This window comes from Micromonospora sp. S4605, from assembly GCF_003176715.1.
Taxonomy (GTDB): domain Bacteria; phylum Actinomycetota; class Actinomycetes; order Mycobacteriales; family Micromonosporaceae; genus Micromonospora; species Micromonospora echinaurantiaca.
Map to the genome: position 1 here is coordinate 1 of NZ_QGSW01000413.1, position 16,026 is coordinate 16,026.

Annotated in this window: 8 protein-coding genes; 2 read left to right on the forward strand and 6 right to left on the reverse strand. The window is 71.5% G+C overall.

Annotation, left to right across the window (positions count from 1 at the left end; genetic code table 11):
* Positions 1 to 1,010: 1,010 nt before the first annotated feature.
* From DLJ47_RS32625 to DLJ47_RS35515, 3 genes are all read right to left on the reverse strand, one after another.
* The gene (locus tag DLJ47_RS32625) at positions 1,011 to 1,559 is read right to left on the reverse strand and encodes an IS1096 element passenger TnpR family protein (RefSeq protein WP_109905847.1); all 549 of its coding nucleotides are present in this window, start codon (positions 1,557 to 1,559) and stop codon (positions 1,011 to 1,013) included.
* Positions 1,560 to 1,871: 312 nt separating this feature from the next.
* Positions 1,872 to 4,607, reverse strand: coding sequence for a BTAD domain-containing putative transcriptional regulator (locus tag DLJ47_RS32630; RefSeq protein ID WP_233258147.1), 2,736 nt, complete (start codon positions 4,605 to 4,607; stop codon positions 1,872 to 1,874).
* 565 nt (positions 4,608 to 5,172) lie between these two features.
* The gene (locus DLJ47_RS35515; protein WP_146228255.1) at positions 5,173 to 5,670 is read right to left on the reverse strand and encodes a hypothetical protein; all 498 of its coding nucleotides are present in this window, start codon (positions 5,668 to 5,670) and stop codon (positions 5,173 to 5,175) included.
* Between DLJ47_RS35515 and DLJ47_RS35520 the strand changes: the two genes are divergently transcribed.
* Positions 5,656 to 6,693 (forward strand): hypothetical protein, encoded by a 1,038-nt coding sequence (locus DLJ47_RS35520; protein WP_146228256.1) that lies wholly within the window; start codon positions 5,656 to 5,658, stop codon positions 6,691 to 6,693. The two genes, DLJ47_RS35515 and DLJ47_RS35520, sit on opposite strands and share 15 nt — an antisense overlap.
* A 492-nt stretch (positions 6,694 to 7,185) precedes the next feature.
* Here DLJ47_RS35520 and DLJ47_RS32640 read toward each other — a convergent pair whose 3' ends face one another.
* Positions 7,186 to 8,070 (reverse strand): helix-turn-helix domain-containing protein, encoded by an 885-nt coding sequence (locus DLJ47_RS32640; RefSeq protein ID WP_109905853.1) that lies wholly within the window; start codon positions 8,068 to 8,070, stop codon positions 7,186 to 7,188.
* A 9-nt stretch (positions 8,071 to 8,079) separates the two neighbouring features.
* Positions 8,080 to 8,916 carry an alpha/beta fold hydrolase gene (locus DLJ47_RS32645; protein WP_109905855.1) on the reverse strand — a complete coding sequence of 279 codons (837 nt, stop codon included), beginning with the start codon at positions 8,914 to 8,916 and terminating at the stop codon, positions 8,080 to 8,082.
* Between the two features lie 583 nt (positions 8,917 to 9,499).
* Between DLJ47_RS32645 and DLJ47_RS32655 the strand changes: the two genes are divergently transcribed.
* Positions 9,500 to 9,850 carry a hypothetical protein gene (locus DLJ47_RS32655; RefSeq protein WP_274703370.1) on the forward strand — a complete coding sequence of 117 codons (351 nt, stop codon included), beginning with the start codon at positions 9,500 to 9,502 and terminating at the stop codon, positions 9,848 to 9,850.
* A 76-nt stretch (positions 9,851 to 9,926) separates the two neighbouring features.
* On the opposite strand, the gene DLJ47_RS32660 is transcribed toward DLJ47_RS32655, so the two are convergent.
* On the reverse strand, positions 9,927 to 15,941 hold the full coding sequence (locus tag DLJ47_RS32660) for a DUF4011 domain-containing protein (RefSeq protein ID WP_109905857.1): 6,015 nt from the start codon (positions 15,939 to 15,941) through the stop codon (positions 9,927 to 9,929).
* Between the last annotated feature and the right edge of the window lie 85 nt (positions 15,942 to 16,026).

Consider the following 16,026-nt stretch of genomic DNA (forward strand, 5'->3'; position numbering starts at 1 on the left):
CGCGGCTGGAAAGCGCTGCAACACGTCACCGCCAGCCCGACGACCATCGGAGAGATCGCCCGCAGTGCCCTCGTGCTCACCACATTGCTATACGACCGTCAGCCCCAACCTTGCTGAGATCACCTCAGTGCCGTCTCTGTCTGCCTGGCACTTCGAAGATCGCAGCGTCTGTGTCGGCGTCGGCCAGTGGGACAGGGAACTCCCAGTCGTCCTGGTGGCCGCAGCTGGTGACCTGCAACTGTGGAAGCGGAGCTTAGAGCCCCGGCCGCCGCCACCAGCGGGAACCGCGCTCGGCGCCGTTCGCGCACCAAGCTCGCGTCAACTGGTGCATGACCGCGTCGGCCCGTACGCCCCGTACGGCGGCGAAGGGGCTCTCGCGGTCCAGCACGTCGGCCACCACGGCCTCGGCGCCGGCGCTGCGCAGCGCCCGGCGTTGGTCTGGCTACGGCTGATGCCGACGACCTCGTGCCTGGCGGCGATGAGTTGGCGGGTGCCCGGAAACCGGGCTAAGCTCGCGGCCCGCCACGCAGCTCGGCACGGCGGGGCCGCGGTCGTGTCGTCGGGTCAGTCGATCAGCTCGACAACCACAGTTCCTCGCCCTCATGAGCGCCGAGCAGCGCGCCGCCCACCACGGGGCGTTGTGGATGCTTCCGTCAGCCTGACCAGCGCTCGATCGTCGGGGCGTTCGGGGTGATCCGAGCGCCCCGCCGGCGAGGACGGTGCCGGTGAAGATGCACCCGCCCTGGTCTTCGTCGGCCGCCGACTCCGCAACGCGCAGGGAGGTCCCACCAGCTGCCCGATCCCAGGAAACACCCGCGCCGGTGCTGACAGCACAAGCCTGTCACCACCGGCGCTGCTCATCGGGGACAGCAACGAGCTGACGGTGTGCGTACTGAAAAGTTGAGCGGCGGAACCACGGCGGAACAGACTCACCGAGAGATTTCACAGCGCAGTCAGGAAGCCCGGTCGCCGAAAAGCTCAGAGCGACAACTCCTTTGACCTGCAGGCCGTTACTGTCCGCGTTGGCGCGGTCCCCACCACGGCAGCAGCGGCGGAAGCTCGGCGAGCGGTCGGCGTGGCGGTTTCGGCGGCTGCGACTCGCCGTCGTCGCCGTCCCAGCGCCGGCCATACTGGTCGGGCAAGTCACCCCAGCCGAAGTACGGCATCGGCTCGGCGGGCAAGCCGCCGAGCATCTCCAGCGGGTCGATGCGGGACTCGGCGACCGTGCATAGGTGCGCCCAGTCGTCACCGAAGTCGAACACGTACGCGAACTGCTCGCCGCCGCCCAGCCGGCTCAGCTTGATCCGGCCGCTGTCGGTGCTGCCCTCGGGCGCCTCGCCATCCCAGAGCTCAAGCGGCGTGATTTGGGTCTGGTCGGCCAGCGAGAACATGTGCATGTGGGCGAGGTCCCAGCGGGCGAACGCCAGATCGATCGCGTCAGCCAGTTGGGCGAAGGTATGTGACCGGCTCGCGGCGAAGACCCTGCCAGGTCGAGGCCATAGGTGGATGCCACGACCGGAGACCAGCTCAACCCGTATGGACAGCCAGGTACGCGCCACCGATCACCCTTCCATCGAGAACCGCCGTCTCCGCCTTGAAGGCTACGCACCGTCAGCGAAACCGGGTCCAGCGGGACCCGGCGGTTGGGTACGTTCCGCCGTACCTAGCTGGGTGCCCGAGGTCGTACGCCGACCTCAGATCCGGATACCGCGCTGTGGTCAGGCTCCCTGTGCGCCGCCCGGCCTGCTGGGTGGAGCGGCTGCCGCTGGGGCCGCTCACCGCGGCCATGGCGATCCCCCGCTGTTGATCGCTGCCCGAACCTCCGCAATCGTGTGAGGCTGTGACCGGCTCCGCGCCGGAGGCGGTGATGCTCACCTCTTGGCGGGGTTGCTCCGAAGCTGGTTGGCGAGTGTGATGGTTGCGTCCTGGGGTTCGGCGTCGAGGTCGGCCAGGGCTTTGGTGAGGGCACGCAGGAGGGTGCGGATGCCGTCGGCGTCGCCGAGGGCGTGGCGGACACGCATGGCGCGTGTGTAGAGGGCTTCGTTGTAGCGGTCCAGCCCGATGGCTTTGTCGAGCACGTCGGATGCGCCCTGTGGGTCAGTGTCGACGAGGTCGTCTGCCAGCAGCAGGTGGGCTTCGATGCCCCACCGGCGCACGGTTTCCCGGTGCGGCTGGAGCCATTCGTAGTCTTGGCCGTCTGCCAGTGGCGCTGTGTAGAGGTCGCATGCGGTGGTGAGTAGTTCGCGGCGGCGAGGGCCGGTGGCGATGGTGGCGGTGCGCAGCAGGTCGCGGAGGGTCCAGACGTCGACGTCGACGGTGGTTGGGTCGAGGCGGTAGCGTCCGGCGCTTTTCACGACGTAGGCGTTTTTCGGGTCGTGGGTGCTGGCTCGGCCGAGTACGTGTCGTAGGTTGCTGGCGTTGGTGTGCACGCGTTGGTCGGCTTGGCTGATGCGGGCGTCGGGTTCGAGGTATTCGCCGATCTCGCGGGTGGTGACTCCGTCGGGGTGGCAGGCCAGGAACACGGCGAGTTCGAGGGCTTTGGCGCGCAGTGGCCGGCCGGGCTGGCTGATGTCTTCGATCCGCGGAGGCCCGAGCACCCGCAGTCGTGCCTTGATGGCGTTGGTCTGTGCCGGTGAGGCGAGCGGTGTGTGCTGGCCGGAAGGTTCGGTGCCGTTCCGACTCTGCTGTAGTGGCACGGCCACGCGGGATTCCTGGGATGACGCCAGAGCGCTTCGTTCGCCGGTCTGCGCCTCTCGCAGGGTGTTGAGGATCTGGAGCGCGGTGGTGGCGTCGAGCACGGGCAGGCGTGGTGGGATGGGCTCCGTCGCCGGCCCGGATGCGAGTGTGGTGTGGCCGTGCGGGGTGACGTCGACGCTGACGCCATGGTTCCACTCACCGAGCAGAAGTGCGGACACGCCGAGGTCGGTGCCGAGGGTAAGAGCGGTCTTCGCGCGCATCTGCGCACCGGGGGGCGGGGTCTGGGTGATGAGCATGACCGGTGGCAGCGCTTCCTCGTCGGGGGCTTGCCGACGCAGGGCGTCCAGGTCGGTCACGGTGTGCTCGTCGAGGATGCGGCTGCGGTGCAGTAGCCGGGCCTCGATCGCCGTGAGCGCGTCATCGACACCGTCGGCGACATGCACCCGCGGCCATGGTTGGAGGGCTGTCGCGTCGGGGCCGAGGAGCGCGATGAGGGTGGTGGCGTCGATCACGACTTCCCCGCGGGTGTCGGGGTGGTGCGGGCCGCCGGTGGCCAGGACTGCGACGAGGGCGGCGCGGGCGACGGCGTGGCCGCCGTCGCCGGTGATGCCGGTTGCGCCGGGCGGCAGCGACGCGAGTTCGGGTACATGGGCGGGTGGCTCGTCGCCGTCGTTGCCGTGGTCCGGGACGGTAGGTTGTTGGGCGGCCAGGGCGCGGCGGATCTGGACCACCGGTGTAGGTAGCTCGGTTGGCGGGTCCTCGTCGGGGCTGCCGGTGTAGCGGCGGCGACGTTGGAGCCAGACCATCGCCGCGGCAGCACTGATCGCGGCAGCGAGCGACCACGGTAGCCAGGTGGAGGGTGACAGCTGCACACCGTGTCCATCCGTCTTGGGCATGGGATGGGGTGTGTCGGTCGGTGAGACGGGCAGCGGGGCGGGGCTGGTCGTCGGTGAGGAGGCCGGCGACACTGCCGAGGCGCTGCTCGGGGCTGCCGAAGGCTGCGTGGCCGCCGGTGGCGGCACAGCGGGATCGGTCGGGTCCGGGGCGACGCTCGCCGATGGGGGCGGTGTCATCGGCCGGTCGGACGGTGGCCTGGGTGGTCGCGGGGGTTCGGCGGTCGTCGGAGGGCGGGCGTCGGCGGGTAGGCGAAGTTCCCAGCCGGGGTAGATGAGATCGCAGTCGCGCAGGGTGCCGCCGACGCCGGGGAAGTGGCGGTGTTTGTTCAGGCGGCAGATCTCCGGCCATCGGTTGGCGTCGCCAAGCCATTCGCTGGCGATTTTGGACAGGGTGTCGTGTCGCTCAACGGTGTAGTGGTAGCGCTGGTTGGCGACCTGGATGATGGCGGGCCCGCGGGCGGTGGCTTGCCGGGGAATGTCGGTGTGGTCGGTGGCGGCGACGGGCGTGGGCGGCTGATCGCGGTTGGCCGTGTGGTCGAGGGAGCCGGCGGAGGTGACAGCGATCGCGGCGGTGCCGGCTAAGCCGAAGACGAGCCGGTGAAGCGGGGCCGGGAGCCTGAGCGCGGGGATGCGCCACCGGGTGACCGCGGCGAGGATCTCGGCGAGCAGGAGCAGCGCGAACACGCCCCACAGCAGCCACAATGCCCACAATGCGACGCCGGTGAGGACAGCGGGGGTGAAGCGGCCGCTGGAGCGGGCGAACCAGTCAGGGATCTCCGACCAGGGTGGCAGGCGTCGCAGGGGGTTCCCGCCGGCCATCCACAGCAGTGCCGGTGCCGCGGCCAGGAGGATGCCGGTACTGAGGACCGCCCGCGTGGCGCTGGCCAGGGAACGCGACAGCGGCACAGCGCGCCGGTGCGGGTCGTGCGGAGGGTGGATGGTGGCTCGCGCGCCGTACTCGGCGAGTCTGTCGCCTCTGTCCGGGGGCGTATGCGGCACCTGTCCCTCCTCCACGTTTGGGTCCTCGTCCCGCATACACGATCTTCGGTGTGTCCAGCTATCCCGGCGAGAAGGATTCTCACCATCCGCACACAAACGATCACTCGAAGGGGGTCGCCGTTGAAGCTGCTCGCCCCGGCGGGCGAGACTGCGCCTCATGCCAAGCGGGGGCGTCAGGTTGTCGGTGGATCTCAGTTCGTCGGCCATCGCCGCGACGGTCAGTTGGCAGAGCGTACGGGTTCCCGTTCTCATCGACGGTCGACTCGTCATGCCACCCGGCGTCGTCACGGGCCCTGCGGGTCAGGTCTACGTCGGCCTGGACACGCCGGCCGTGGGGTCCCTGCCGGCGGACCACCGTTTCGTCGACAACCCGACCGACCTACTCGGCAAGCCCACGCAGCCCGCCGATGCGGCCGATCCCCTCGACGCCGTGGGTCTGCTCGCCACCATGCTGCGGCACATCGCCCACCACGCTGCCCACCACGTCAGCGAGCCCATCACCGAGCTCACCGTGACCATTCCAGCGAGCTGGGGGCCACGCCGTCGGGGACAACTAGCCGAAGCGGCCACCCGATCCGGGCTACCGTCTCCCGCCCTGGTCACCGCGCCCGCCGCCCTGGCCGCCTACGCCCAGACGCTCGGTCTCACCGCGCCCGAAGCCTCGTGCCTTCTCGTCTGCCAGGCCGACCGCCATCCCCCGGCCATCACCGTCCTCCAGACGGTCGCCGATGGCTACCGCGAACTGGCGACGCAGCAGATCGCGCTTACCCACGACCTCGACGACCTCATCACCCGCCGCGTCGTTGCGACGGCAACCGCTGACAACGACCCGCTGCGAGCGGCGATCAGCCAGCCCGGCGACGCCGAAGCAGACGGACGTGTCGCCGTCGTGGAGGCCGTCCGCACCGCCCGACATCTGCTTGCCACGCAGGACCGAGCGCCGGTCCTGCTGCCCGCGCCCCGCCAGCCCGCGGTCATCACCCGCGACGACGTCTCGATCGCCGCGCAGCCCCTCCTCGATCAGGTACCCGACGCAGTCGGCGAACTCCTGGAGGCGGCTGACGTGGACAAGCAGCACCTCGCCGGCGTCGTGTTGAGGCCAGCTCACGGCCTGCCGGCGCTGGCGGACCACCTCGCCGCAGCTACCGGCACTGTCCCCACTCTCATCGACCAGCCCCATGCCCTCGCCGACGGGGCCCTGCACTTCACCACCACCCACCAGCCGGGTCCCCGTGCCGCCGCCGCACGGCTACCCCGCGTCCGGCTCCGCATCAGCGACCTCACCAGCGCCCTCATCATCGGCGCCTGCTCCCTCACGCTCCTGCTTCAGGCGGTTCTCACCGCGTACATCACCACCGTCCAGCTCCGGGTCGTCGGTGTGCGCACCTCGCTACCGCAACTGGGAACCGCCGGCGCGCTCGCGATGCTGACCGCCTTCGCCGTAGCGCATCTCGCCCCCACCACCTGGCTCGCTGGACGACCCACGCCAGCAACACCCGAACCGGCAACAGGCAGCCTCATCCGCCGCGGATACTTCACCGCCGCCGTCGGCGGCACGGTCGCTGCAGCCCTGTACGGCCTCGCCACCGGCACCGCGGTCCATTACGACTACACCCCGTACCTGAAGTGGACCCTCGGCGGCGCAATACCACTGGCCGCCTGCGCCGCTGTCATCGCCACCATCGCGCCCCGGATCCCCACCGACGCCCTGCCGGCCTGGCTGGCGCTGACTCGCCCAGCGATCACCCACGTGGCCATCGCCACCGCCGGAATCTTCCTCATGCGGGCAGCACTGACCCTCACCACCCCCGTCGACCTGACCGGCATGCCCGGCCTCGTCGGCAGCGCCGGAGCGGCACTCGTCGGCGTGGCCACCGCCCTGACCGCCAGCCGAAGCCGCACCGTCCGCACCGTCACCGCGCCCGGCCTGGCCATCGGCTACGCCCTCGTCTTCACCCACGACACCACCACCGCCCTGACCGTCGGCTACCTCATCGCACTCACCTGGTGGGGCATCCGACTCACCGCACAAACCCTGCGACTCGCCTTCCCCACCACGGCAACGGCACTGCACCGCCTCCTCGATCGCGCCAACGGCTAGTGGGGACGCTGGCCCTCCCAGCTCAATGAAACTGTCGAATCGAGCTACAGAGGGCCACGTGAATCCATCGCAAGCGTGTGGTCATCGGCATGGGGCCCGCACAGACGCTCGGCCACCATGGAGGTGATGACCAGCGACGAGACCGTCCTGGGCGGCGGTCGCTTCGGCACCGACCACGCCGGCATCGCTACTTCGAGCTGCGCAAGGCCCTCTTGAGCCTCTCCCTGCCCTGGGGCGACGCCCGGGACTGCGCAGGTCAAGTGAGAGCTACAGCAAGGTGGGCAGCCGATGTGAGAGCGACAGCCCGGACGTCTAGACCGAAGCCTGGCCGGGCCGCGGTCCTGGGGCAATGAACAAGTAGTCGATGAGAGTGCGCTCTGCGCTCGCTATTGCAGCGGCCGCGGACGGAAACCGCCCTGATACGGCGTGTTTCTCAATCTGCTTTCTCAACCGCGCGGCGCGCGTGGTGCCACATCGTGGCAGGCAGGCTGTTCAATGAAGGTCGGGGATGCGTTCGCTACCTGTTCCAGGGCTTCGGGTTGGCGATGAAGCCGGCCACGCAACGTCGTCAATCGCGAGCCACGGTGCGACGGCCACGGCCGTGGGTGTAAGCCCAGTGAACGCCTTGACCTCGCGGTGGAGGTGGGACTGGTCGACGTAGCCGCTCTCGGTGGCAACGCTGGCGGGGGCGTGTCCCGTCGCGAGAAGGTGGGCGGCGTGGTCGAACCGCACCAGTTGGGCGGCGCGTTTGGGTGTGATACCGAGCTGGGACCGGAAGCGGGACCACAGGCGCTTGCGGCTCCAGCCGACCTGGTCCGCCAGGCCGTCGACCCGTACCCGCCCCCGGCTGGTGAGCGTCCGCCGCCAGGTGTAGGCGACCTCCGGATCGACCGGTGGGCGGGCGCCCAGCCGTCGGCCGAGGATTTCCACCGCGATCGTGAACCGTTCGTCCCATGACGCGGCGGCACGCAGCCTGTCCTCGGCTCGCCCGGCATCGCGGCCCCAGACATCTTCGAGGGATACCACCGTCCCGCTGAGTTCGGTCGATGCGCCGAGCACCGCAGCCGCCGCGGCCGGTTCCAGCCGGATCTGGAGGCATTCGCCGATCCCCCGTCCACTTGCCCGAAGATTGCCGGGGAGAAGCCCGACGACGACACTGCCGCGCCCGTGCCGGCCAGGGGTGTCGTAGACGAGGCCTTCCCCCTCGCTCAGGTCGATGAGCAGGGTGACGGCTGGGTGCGCGACCATGGCGATGTCCGCCAGCGCGGAGCCACGTTGGCGGAACCCGGCCATGCTGGTCCCCGGCAGCCGAGCTGACGGGCGCGGGACTGCGATCTCCACCGACGCCCAGTCGGGTGCCGTCCCGGTCGACAGCATGTGACCAGTCTATGCCTGAGGGATCACGGGCAGGGAGTCAGCGGCCGTTGCGGTGAAGCCCAGCAGCAGTTCGCTGGTCATCTCGGGGGCCTCGAGCATGGGTATGTGCCCGACACCGGGCAGCAGCTCGACCCGCGCGTTCGGCACCGTGTCGTACTGGTGTGCCGACGACGGCTCCCAGCGGGGGTCGGCGGTACCGAAGATCACCAGCACGGGGACATCGAGGGCGGCGAGACGCTCGGGCACGCTTCGCTCGGCGATGTACGCGGTGTTGCGGCGCAGCACCGTCCTCATCGCCCGGTAGGTGATGCTTCGTAGGTCGGCGACTAAGTCGTCCGGGACCTCCACGGGGCGAGCGCACGTCACGCTTATCCCCCTGCGGATCATCGCGTCCGAACGCCTCAACCAGAGCAGTGGGCCGAGAGGCGGGGCCAACAGGACCCGAAGAAGGACCGGCTGCGGAAGGAGCGCATCGGGACTCGGGCCGGTGCTGATCAGCGCGAGCGACCCCACCAGGTCGGGGCGCTGTTCGGCAAGCGCGGTGGCGACGTACCCGCCGCTGGAGTGCCCGACCGTGGCGACCCGACGAAGGCCGAGGTCGTCGAGCAGCGCCGCCACCCGGCCCGCCTGCATAGACACGTCGTATGACAGCCCGGGCGGGGACTGGCCGCAGCCCGGGAGGTCAACCCGGATGACGTGATGGTGGCCGGCGAGTGCCGGGACCACCGGACTCCAGGAGCCGCCCGAGAATCCCGATCCGTGGATGAGCAACAGCGGCGGTGCCTGCCGCGGGCCGTCGTGGACCACATGCATCGCCTGCGACTGCTCAACGTCGTGCTCACTCATGCAGGGGATGATGCAGGGGCTGCCGACTATCAGTCTTGGACAAATGTCGTCGTGGAATGGGCCGGGGCCGACCCTGAGCTGCACGCGGCCTGGCGTGAGGCGTTACGGCCCATCTGGCCACCCACCCAAGCCACCGCCGTCCTCATCCGCCGCAGTCGGGCGCTGGCCATGGTCGGTCATTGGCCTGTCCCGCTCACTGCCATGGAGGCGGCGCCGCGAAGCGTCCCGCCTGCTCGCCGTGCTCCGTGATCCACACCGAGGCTTCGACGCTGTCGTCATCGGGGAGCCCCAGCGCGCCCTTCTACGGCAACCAGTTCGGCTCACCTTCCCGCTGTTCGATTGTCGCGCCGTGAGTGCCCGAGGTCGATGGAGCCGTCGACCCGGGCAGCGACGCCCACGATCTCGTCATGGCACTCTACGCAGGCATGAGCGAGGCGAGCGTGACCGCTCCGGGACGCGCTCAGGATGGCTGGCGTGCGGCGTGGGTCCGGATGAGTCCCTCGACACCGCGAAGGAAGGTCTCGGAGATCAGCGCCCGGTCGAAGAGGCAGCCGGCCGCCATGGCGCCGTCGCGGAGCGGGCCGTGCCGCAGGTCGTCTTCACCGACCCGGAGGTCGCGTCGGTGGGGCTGACCGCAGCCGCCGCCGAGGCCGCCGGGCTGCGGATCCGGGTCGTCGACTACGACCTGGCCGCCGTTGCGGGAGCCGCCCTGCACGCCGATGGGTACCAGGGACACGCCCGGATGGTCGTCGACGAGGATCGGCAGGTGATCGTCGGCTGCACGCTCGTCGGCCCGGACGTCGCGGAACTGCTGCACGCGGCGACGATCGCGGTCGTCGGTGAGGTTCCGCTGGATCGGTTGTGGCACGCCGTTCCCGCGTACCCGACGGTCAGCGAGGTGTGGCTGCGCCTGCTGGAAGCGTACGGCCGTTGACGGCCCGGTCGGGTCGTCGACGCGTCACCGTCACCATCGCCGTGGCGCGGCATGGTGGCGGTGGCCTGCCGGTCGGTCAGCCGAGCGTGATGCGCCCTTCCTCGTCGTAGCGGAGGCGGCCGCTGGTCAGGGCGACCTGGAGGCCGTACCGGAGCAGCTTGTCGATCTTGTCGGTGCGGCGCCGGTAGCCGAGCCGCTCCAGCCCGGCGCGCAGCAGCCGCTCCTCGTCCATTCGCGGCGTGTCCCGCAGGACGTGCACGAACGCGTTCGCCACCTCCTCCGGGGGGATCTCCTCGAACGCCCGGTCGTTGCTGGCCTGGGTGACCCGGTACGCGCGGTAGGTCTGCGGGTCCGTCCCCTCGGGCCAGGCGTACCGGCCCACGGTGGGGTGGTCGTAGAGCCGGCGCGCGTCGACGAGGGCGAGCACGGCGATACGCCGGTCCTCCCGGGTCCGGAGGAAACCGAACCGGGCCAGCGCCAGGCGGGCGAGCCGGTGCTGTTCGATCGGCCCCTCGGCGGCGATGATCTCGCGCAACGCCTCCCGGACCAGCCCGCGCACCCGCTGGTCGCTGGCGAGCAGGTCGAGGTCGCTCTGGTCACCGAGCGGCGTCCCGGCGTACGGGACGAACGGGCTGACCGCGATGCCGCCGGTGGCCGCCGGCGGTGCGATCGCGACGGGTGCCGGCGCGGCGGCCAGGCCGGTGACCGGTGGCGGCGAAGCATCGACGGGTTCGGTCTGCTCCGGCACGGGTGGCCGCGACAACTCGACGTCGTCCGTCACGCGCGGCTGCTCCACCATCTCCGCGAAGCGCGCCGGCTCGGCCTCCTCGCCGTCGCGGGGGGACGGCAGGTCGACCTCGGTGCCGGGCGCGGCCGCCTCCGTCGGCTCGGCCGCGGCGGCCTCGGCTCGGGCGATCGCCTCGTCGACCCGCCGCACCAGGGCGGACCGGTCGTGGATCCACGCCGGCAGCCAGAACCGGACGACCTCCGGCCAGCCCATGATCGACCGGAGCAGCCCCGGCGCGGAGTCCCGGTCGGCCACGGTCGGGCGGGCGCCCCAGTCCGGGCCGTCGAGCATGACGGCCACCTGCCACCGCGCCGCCCCGGGCACGCGTACGGCGATGTCGACGGTGAAGTCGGACAGGCCGTGCGAGGTCCGTACCTCGTAGCCCTGCTCGCGCAGCGCCGCCGCGACCTCGTCGCGGATCCGGCTGCGCCGCTCGGTCCGGTCGGTGACCAGGTCGCCCAGGCGGTCCGCGCCGGCGGCGGCCAGCTCGCAGTACGCCCGCAGGTGCTGGGTGCCCACCGCCGAGGTGCGGGACAGGTCGATGTCGGACGGGTCGAACGACGAGAACAGCACGACCTGGCGGCGGGCCCGGGTGATGGCGACGTTGAGCCGCCGCTCACCGCCGGCCTGGCTGAGCGGGCCGAAGTTCAGCGGGAGCTGGCCGGTCTCCGGGTTGGTGGAGAACGCCAGCGAGAACAGCACCACGTCCCGCTCGTCGCCCTGCACGTTCTCCAGGTTCTTGACGAAGATCGGTTCCGGGACGGCGCCGGAGAGGTGCTCGCGGATGAGCGGGTCGGTGCTGTCCTCCAGCAGGTTGAGGATGAGGTCGCGCTGCTGGATGTTGAAGGTGACCACGCCGATGGACTGGCCGGCGGTGGCCGGGTCGTGCAGGCGCCGGGTGATGTCCGCGAGGATCGCCCGCGCCTCGACCTCGTTGGTCCGTGAGCCGCCGCGGTCGTACTGGCCGTCGACGCGGCGCCAGGTGATGCCGGCGGAGCTGCTGGCGCCGGGCGACGGCAGGCTGGAGAGCTTGTTGTCGTAGTAGTAGCGGTTGGAGAAGGCGATCAGCGACTCGTCGTGGCTGCGGTAGTGCCAGGACAGCCAGCGCTGCGGCAGGCCCGACTCGACGGCCTCGCTGAGGATGCTCTCCAGATCCTCCAGCACGGGGCCGTCGCCGTCGTCGACCTCGTCGGTGGTGTGGCTGGCCTGCATGATGCTGGTCGGCGGCATCTGCCGGGAGTCGCCGACGACCACCACGGCGCTGCCGCGACCCATCGCGCCGATCGCCTCGGCGACCCGGATCTGCGACGCCTCGTCGAAGATGACCAGGTCGAAGCGCTGGCTTCCGGGGGCCAGGAAGTTCGCCGCCGAGGCGGGGCTGACCAGCACGCACGGCGTCAACGCCAGCACCGCGTCCGGGTACAGCTCGAACAGCTCGCGGAAGGACCGGCCGCCGCGCTTGCGGCGCAGTTCCGCGGCGAAATCGGCGAACCGGCCGCGCCGGTCGGTCGGGCTGAACGGACGCCGGCGGACCAGCACCGAGGGCAGCCACTCGGGCAGCGCGGAGCGCAGCTCACCGGCGGCCGACTCGAACTGGCTGATCTCGTCGTCGTGCAGCTCCGGGTCGAAGTACTGCAGGCCGCCGGCCCGGACCCGCTCGGCGAGGGACGCCGCGGCGACCCCGCGCCGGTACGCCTCCTCGGCAAGCTGCGCGGCCACCTCGGCGCGCAGCAGCTGGTCCCGGTAGTCGGTGAGACCGGCGGCGGCCAGCACGTCGGCGTGGGTGAGCACGGTGGCCCAGCGGCGCAGCGGGAACAGCTCCTCGCTGCGCAGGTCGTGCAGCCAGGTCGCGCCGTCGCGCTGCCAGGCGTCGACCCAGTGCGCGCCGGCGGACCACAGCGCCAGCTCCGGCTCGCCGGAGCGCAGCACCCCGCGCCAGGCCCGCCACCGGGCGGCGACCCGGTCCAGCAGGGCCGCGTCAGCGTCGGTGACCCCGCGCTGGAACAGCTCCCAGGCCTGCGGGTGCCGGGCCAGCAACGTCCGCCCGGCCCGGGTCGCCTCGACCGCCTCGGCCAGCCGCTGCTGCGCGTCCGGGTTGGTGGGCTGCCAGCCGGGCAGGTGCAGGCCGCCCAGCGTCACCGCGCGCTGGTGCAGCGCGGCGGCCTGCGCCTGCGCGGCGACCAGCCGGCCGGTGGTCACCTCCACCCGGTCGACGTCGAGCGTCGCGCCGGCGACCAGGTGCACGGCCAGCTTGTCGACGACGGCCTGGCGACGCTTGCGCTTGCCGAACAGCCTCTTCGCCGCCTCCTCCGCCTCGGCGTGCCAGCCGGCCAGCTCCGGGCGGGCGTACACGTCGGGCCGGAAGGTGGCCAGCTCACCGGCGAAACCCTGACCGAAGGCGGCCAGATCGGCCTGAAGCCGGGCCACCGCCTCGTCCCACCGCCGGTCGCCGGCGCGCAGGGTGGTCTCCCGGTCCGGCAGCAGTCCGCGTACCGCGAGCCAGGCGCCGGCCTGCAACTCGGTGACGGTCTCCGGGGCCGGCAGCGTCCGCAGCAGCCCGACCAGGTGCGGGTGGGGGTCGAGGTCGGCGCGGAGACGTTCGAGTTCGGCGGCGATCTCGGTGACGGCCGCGGCGTGCAGCCCGTCGAGGGCGCGGCAGCCGCTGAGCGCCCAGGGGTGCTCGGGCCGGACCCGCGCCGAGCGGGCGGCGGCCGGGAACTCGCGCAGGGTCCGCTCCACCTGGGCGCGTACCTCGCCGGGCGCGTGCAGGTAGCTCACCGGAATCGGCGCGGCCGGCCCGTCCCCGTACGCGAGGACCTGCTCGTAGGCCGACCAGAGCGACATCCCGACGGGGTTGGCGGTGTGCACCTGCTCCGGGTACTCGACCAGCGGCGCCAGCCGGGTCCGGTAGGCCGTCTCGACGGCCGTCCAGTCGCCGTCGCCGCCGCCGTCGTACTGGTCGAGGGCGTCGCGCAGCTGCTGGCGGATCGCGTTGAGGGACTGCTTGCGCCCGTGCAGATCCAGGGCGAACGGTCCGAGGCCGACCTGCTTGAGGCGGCGCTTCACGACGTCGAGGGCGGCCTGCTTCTCGGCGACGAACAGCACCGACCGGCCGGCGGCGACCGCGCGGGCGATCATGTTGGTGATGGTCTGCGACTTGCCGGTGCCGGGCGGGCCTTCCAGCACGAAGGAGTGGCCGCGCTCGGCCATCACGATCGCCTGCATCTGGGAGCCGTCGGCGGGGATCGGCAGGTGCAGCTCCGCCTCGTCGACGGCCACCTCCACCTGGTGCTCGGGGCGGGCCGGGTCGTCGAAGGTGGCGCCGGAGGACTCGACCAGGTGCCGCACGACCGGGTTCTCCATGAACCGGGGCCAGTGGTCGCCGAGGTCCCGCCACATCTGGAAGGTGGAGAACTGCAGCAGCCGCAGGCTGGCCGTCTCGTCGATGCGGTAGTTCAGCCGGTTGTCGACCAGCCCGGTGTTGATCGCGGCCAGGGTCTTGGCGATGTCGATGCCGTGCTCGTCGAGGACCGGCTGCTCCAGTTCCCGGATGCGCACGCCGTGCTTGACCCGCAGCCACTCGATCAGGCAGTGGTTCGGGCTGGCCACCTCGGTGCCGTCGATGACCAGCGCGTACGGGCGGCGGCCGGCGCCGCCCTCGATGCGCACCGGCAGCAGGAACAGCGGCGCGTACGCCTCTGCACCGGTGGTCTTGGTGTGCACCAGCGTGCCGATGGTCAGGTAGAGGTAGTTGCTGCCGGTCTCCTGCTCCATCGTGCGCGCCTCGCGCTGCAACGCCCGCATGACGGTCTTGTAGCGGGCCTCGGTGACCGCCCCGTACATCCGGCGGTCGGTGCGCAACTCCCGGGTGAGGATCTCGGCGTCGAGGTCCTGCGCCCGGCGGGCGCCGGCCAGTTCGTGGACGTGGCTGATGGCGTCCTGCGGGATGACCTGCACCTGGCGGCCGTCGTGGATGAGGTCGTCGAGCAGCGCCAGGGCGCCGGCGGGCACGTGCAGGTCCAGGCCCCGGCCGCGCTTGGGCAGGTTGAGCAGCGGGTTGCGCAGGCTCAGGTCGAGCAGCGACTTGCGCCACTGCTGGATGCGCGCCGGCGAGCCGTCGGCCGGCTGCGGCACCTCGTCGCCCTCGTCGGCGAGTTGGCGCAGCTTGGCGGCGGCGACACCGGGTGGGAGGTCGAGGGAGGCGGTGTCGGTGTCGGTGTCGGTGTCGGCGCTCGGCTGGGCCCCGACCGGCGCGACCAGTTCGTCGGCCGATGGCAGCGGGCGGATGCCGGAGCGGTGGGCGAGGTGGACGTCGACGACGCCCTGCAGCCGGTGCCCCTCGCCGCGGAAGTGGCCGAGCCCGACCCGGACCGCCTCGGTGAACGTCGCGGACTGCGCGCCGGGCCCGATGCGGGTCAGCTCGACCGGCACCGCCCGACCCGAGTCGACCATCGAGATCAGCAGGTTCGTCTCGGTGACGGCGGTCGAACCGAGCCGCTCCTCCTCCAGCAGGAAGCCGCCGAAGGCGTGCCCCTCGCTGATGAAGACGAGCGGGTGCAGGCCCGCCGCCTCCAGGCACGCGGCGTAGGTGACGGACAGGTCGAGGCAGTTGCCGAGCCGCCCGTCCAGGACAGCGGCCGTGGTGCGGACCTTCTGGCCGCTGTTCTCGAACGACGCCGGCAGGGTCTGGTAGGTGATCTCGAGCTGGCGCAGCGCCTCGTACACGGCGCCGGCGATCAGCGCTGCCCGCTCCGAGCCCTCCTGGTAGCCCTGCAGCGACCCGGAGCCGGTGCGCGCGAGCAGGAGCTGCGCCGCCGACCGCAGCACCGCCTCGACCGCCCGGGTGTTCGGCTGCACGAAGGCGGCCAGGCTGTCGTAGAGGGCCGGGCTGTTGAACCACTCGTTGTGCGCCAGCACCGCGCTTGGCGCGACCAGCCGCAGGGTGTTGTCCCGCGCCTCGACGGTGAGGCGGTAGTCGACCGGGAACGCCTCGTCGGTGCGGTAGAGCAGCGCGCGGTCCGGGGTGACGTCGCGGAAGTCGTCCCAGCCGGTGCTCGCGCCGGGCCGCAGCGGGGTCGAGAGGGTACGCGTCCACGGCTCGGTGAGCGCGCCGTCGGGTCCGCGCAGGTCGAGGGTGAGCGTCACGTCCGCCAGCGGCTCCGCACCGCGGTTGACCAGCGTGAGGTGGCGGACCAGCGGCACCCGGTTGTGCACCAGGGCGGCGTTGATCGCCGGCTGCACGAGCAACGCGACGGCGAGCTGGTCGTCGTCGGCGGTGAACTGTGCGAAGACGCTGTCGGACATGGGCGTTTCTCCAGGTGGCGTGGCCGGGAAAAGGTCAGCCTAACGGCGACGACTCCCCACGGTGCGGGTGCACCGAGCGCACCTG

Coding starts and splice junctions, on each gene's coding strand:
- DLJ47_RS32660 (WP_109905857.1), bottom strand. CDS start 15,941: ATGTCCGACAGCGTCTTCGCACAGTTCACCGCCGACGACGACCAGCTC.
- DLJ47_RS32645 (WP_109905855.1), bottom strand. CDS start 8,916: ATGAGTGAGCACGACGTTGAGCAGTCGCAGGCGATGCATGTGGTCCAC.
- DLJ47_RS32640 (WP_109905853.1), bottom strand. CDS start 8,070: ATGCTGTCGACCGGGACGGCACCCGACTGGGCGTCGGTGGAGATCGCA.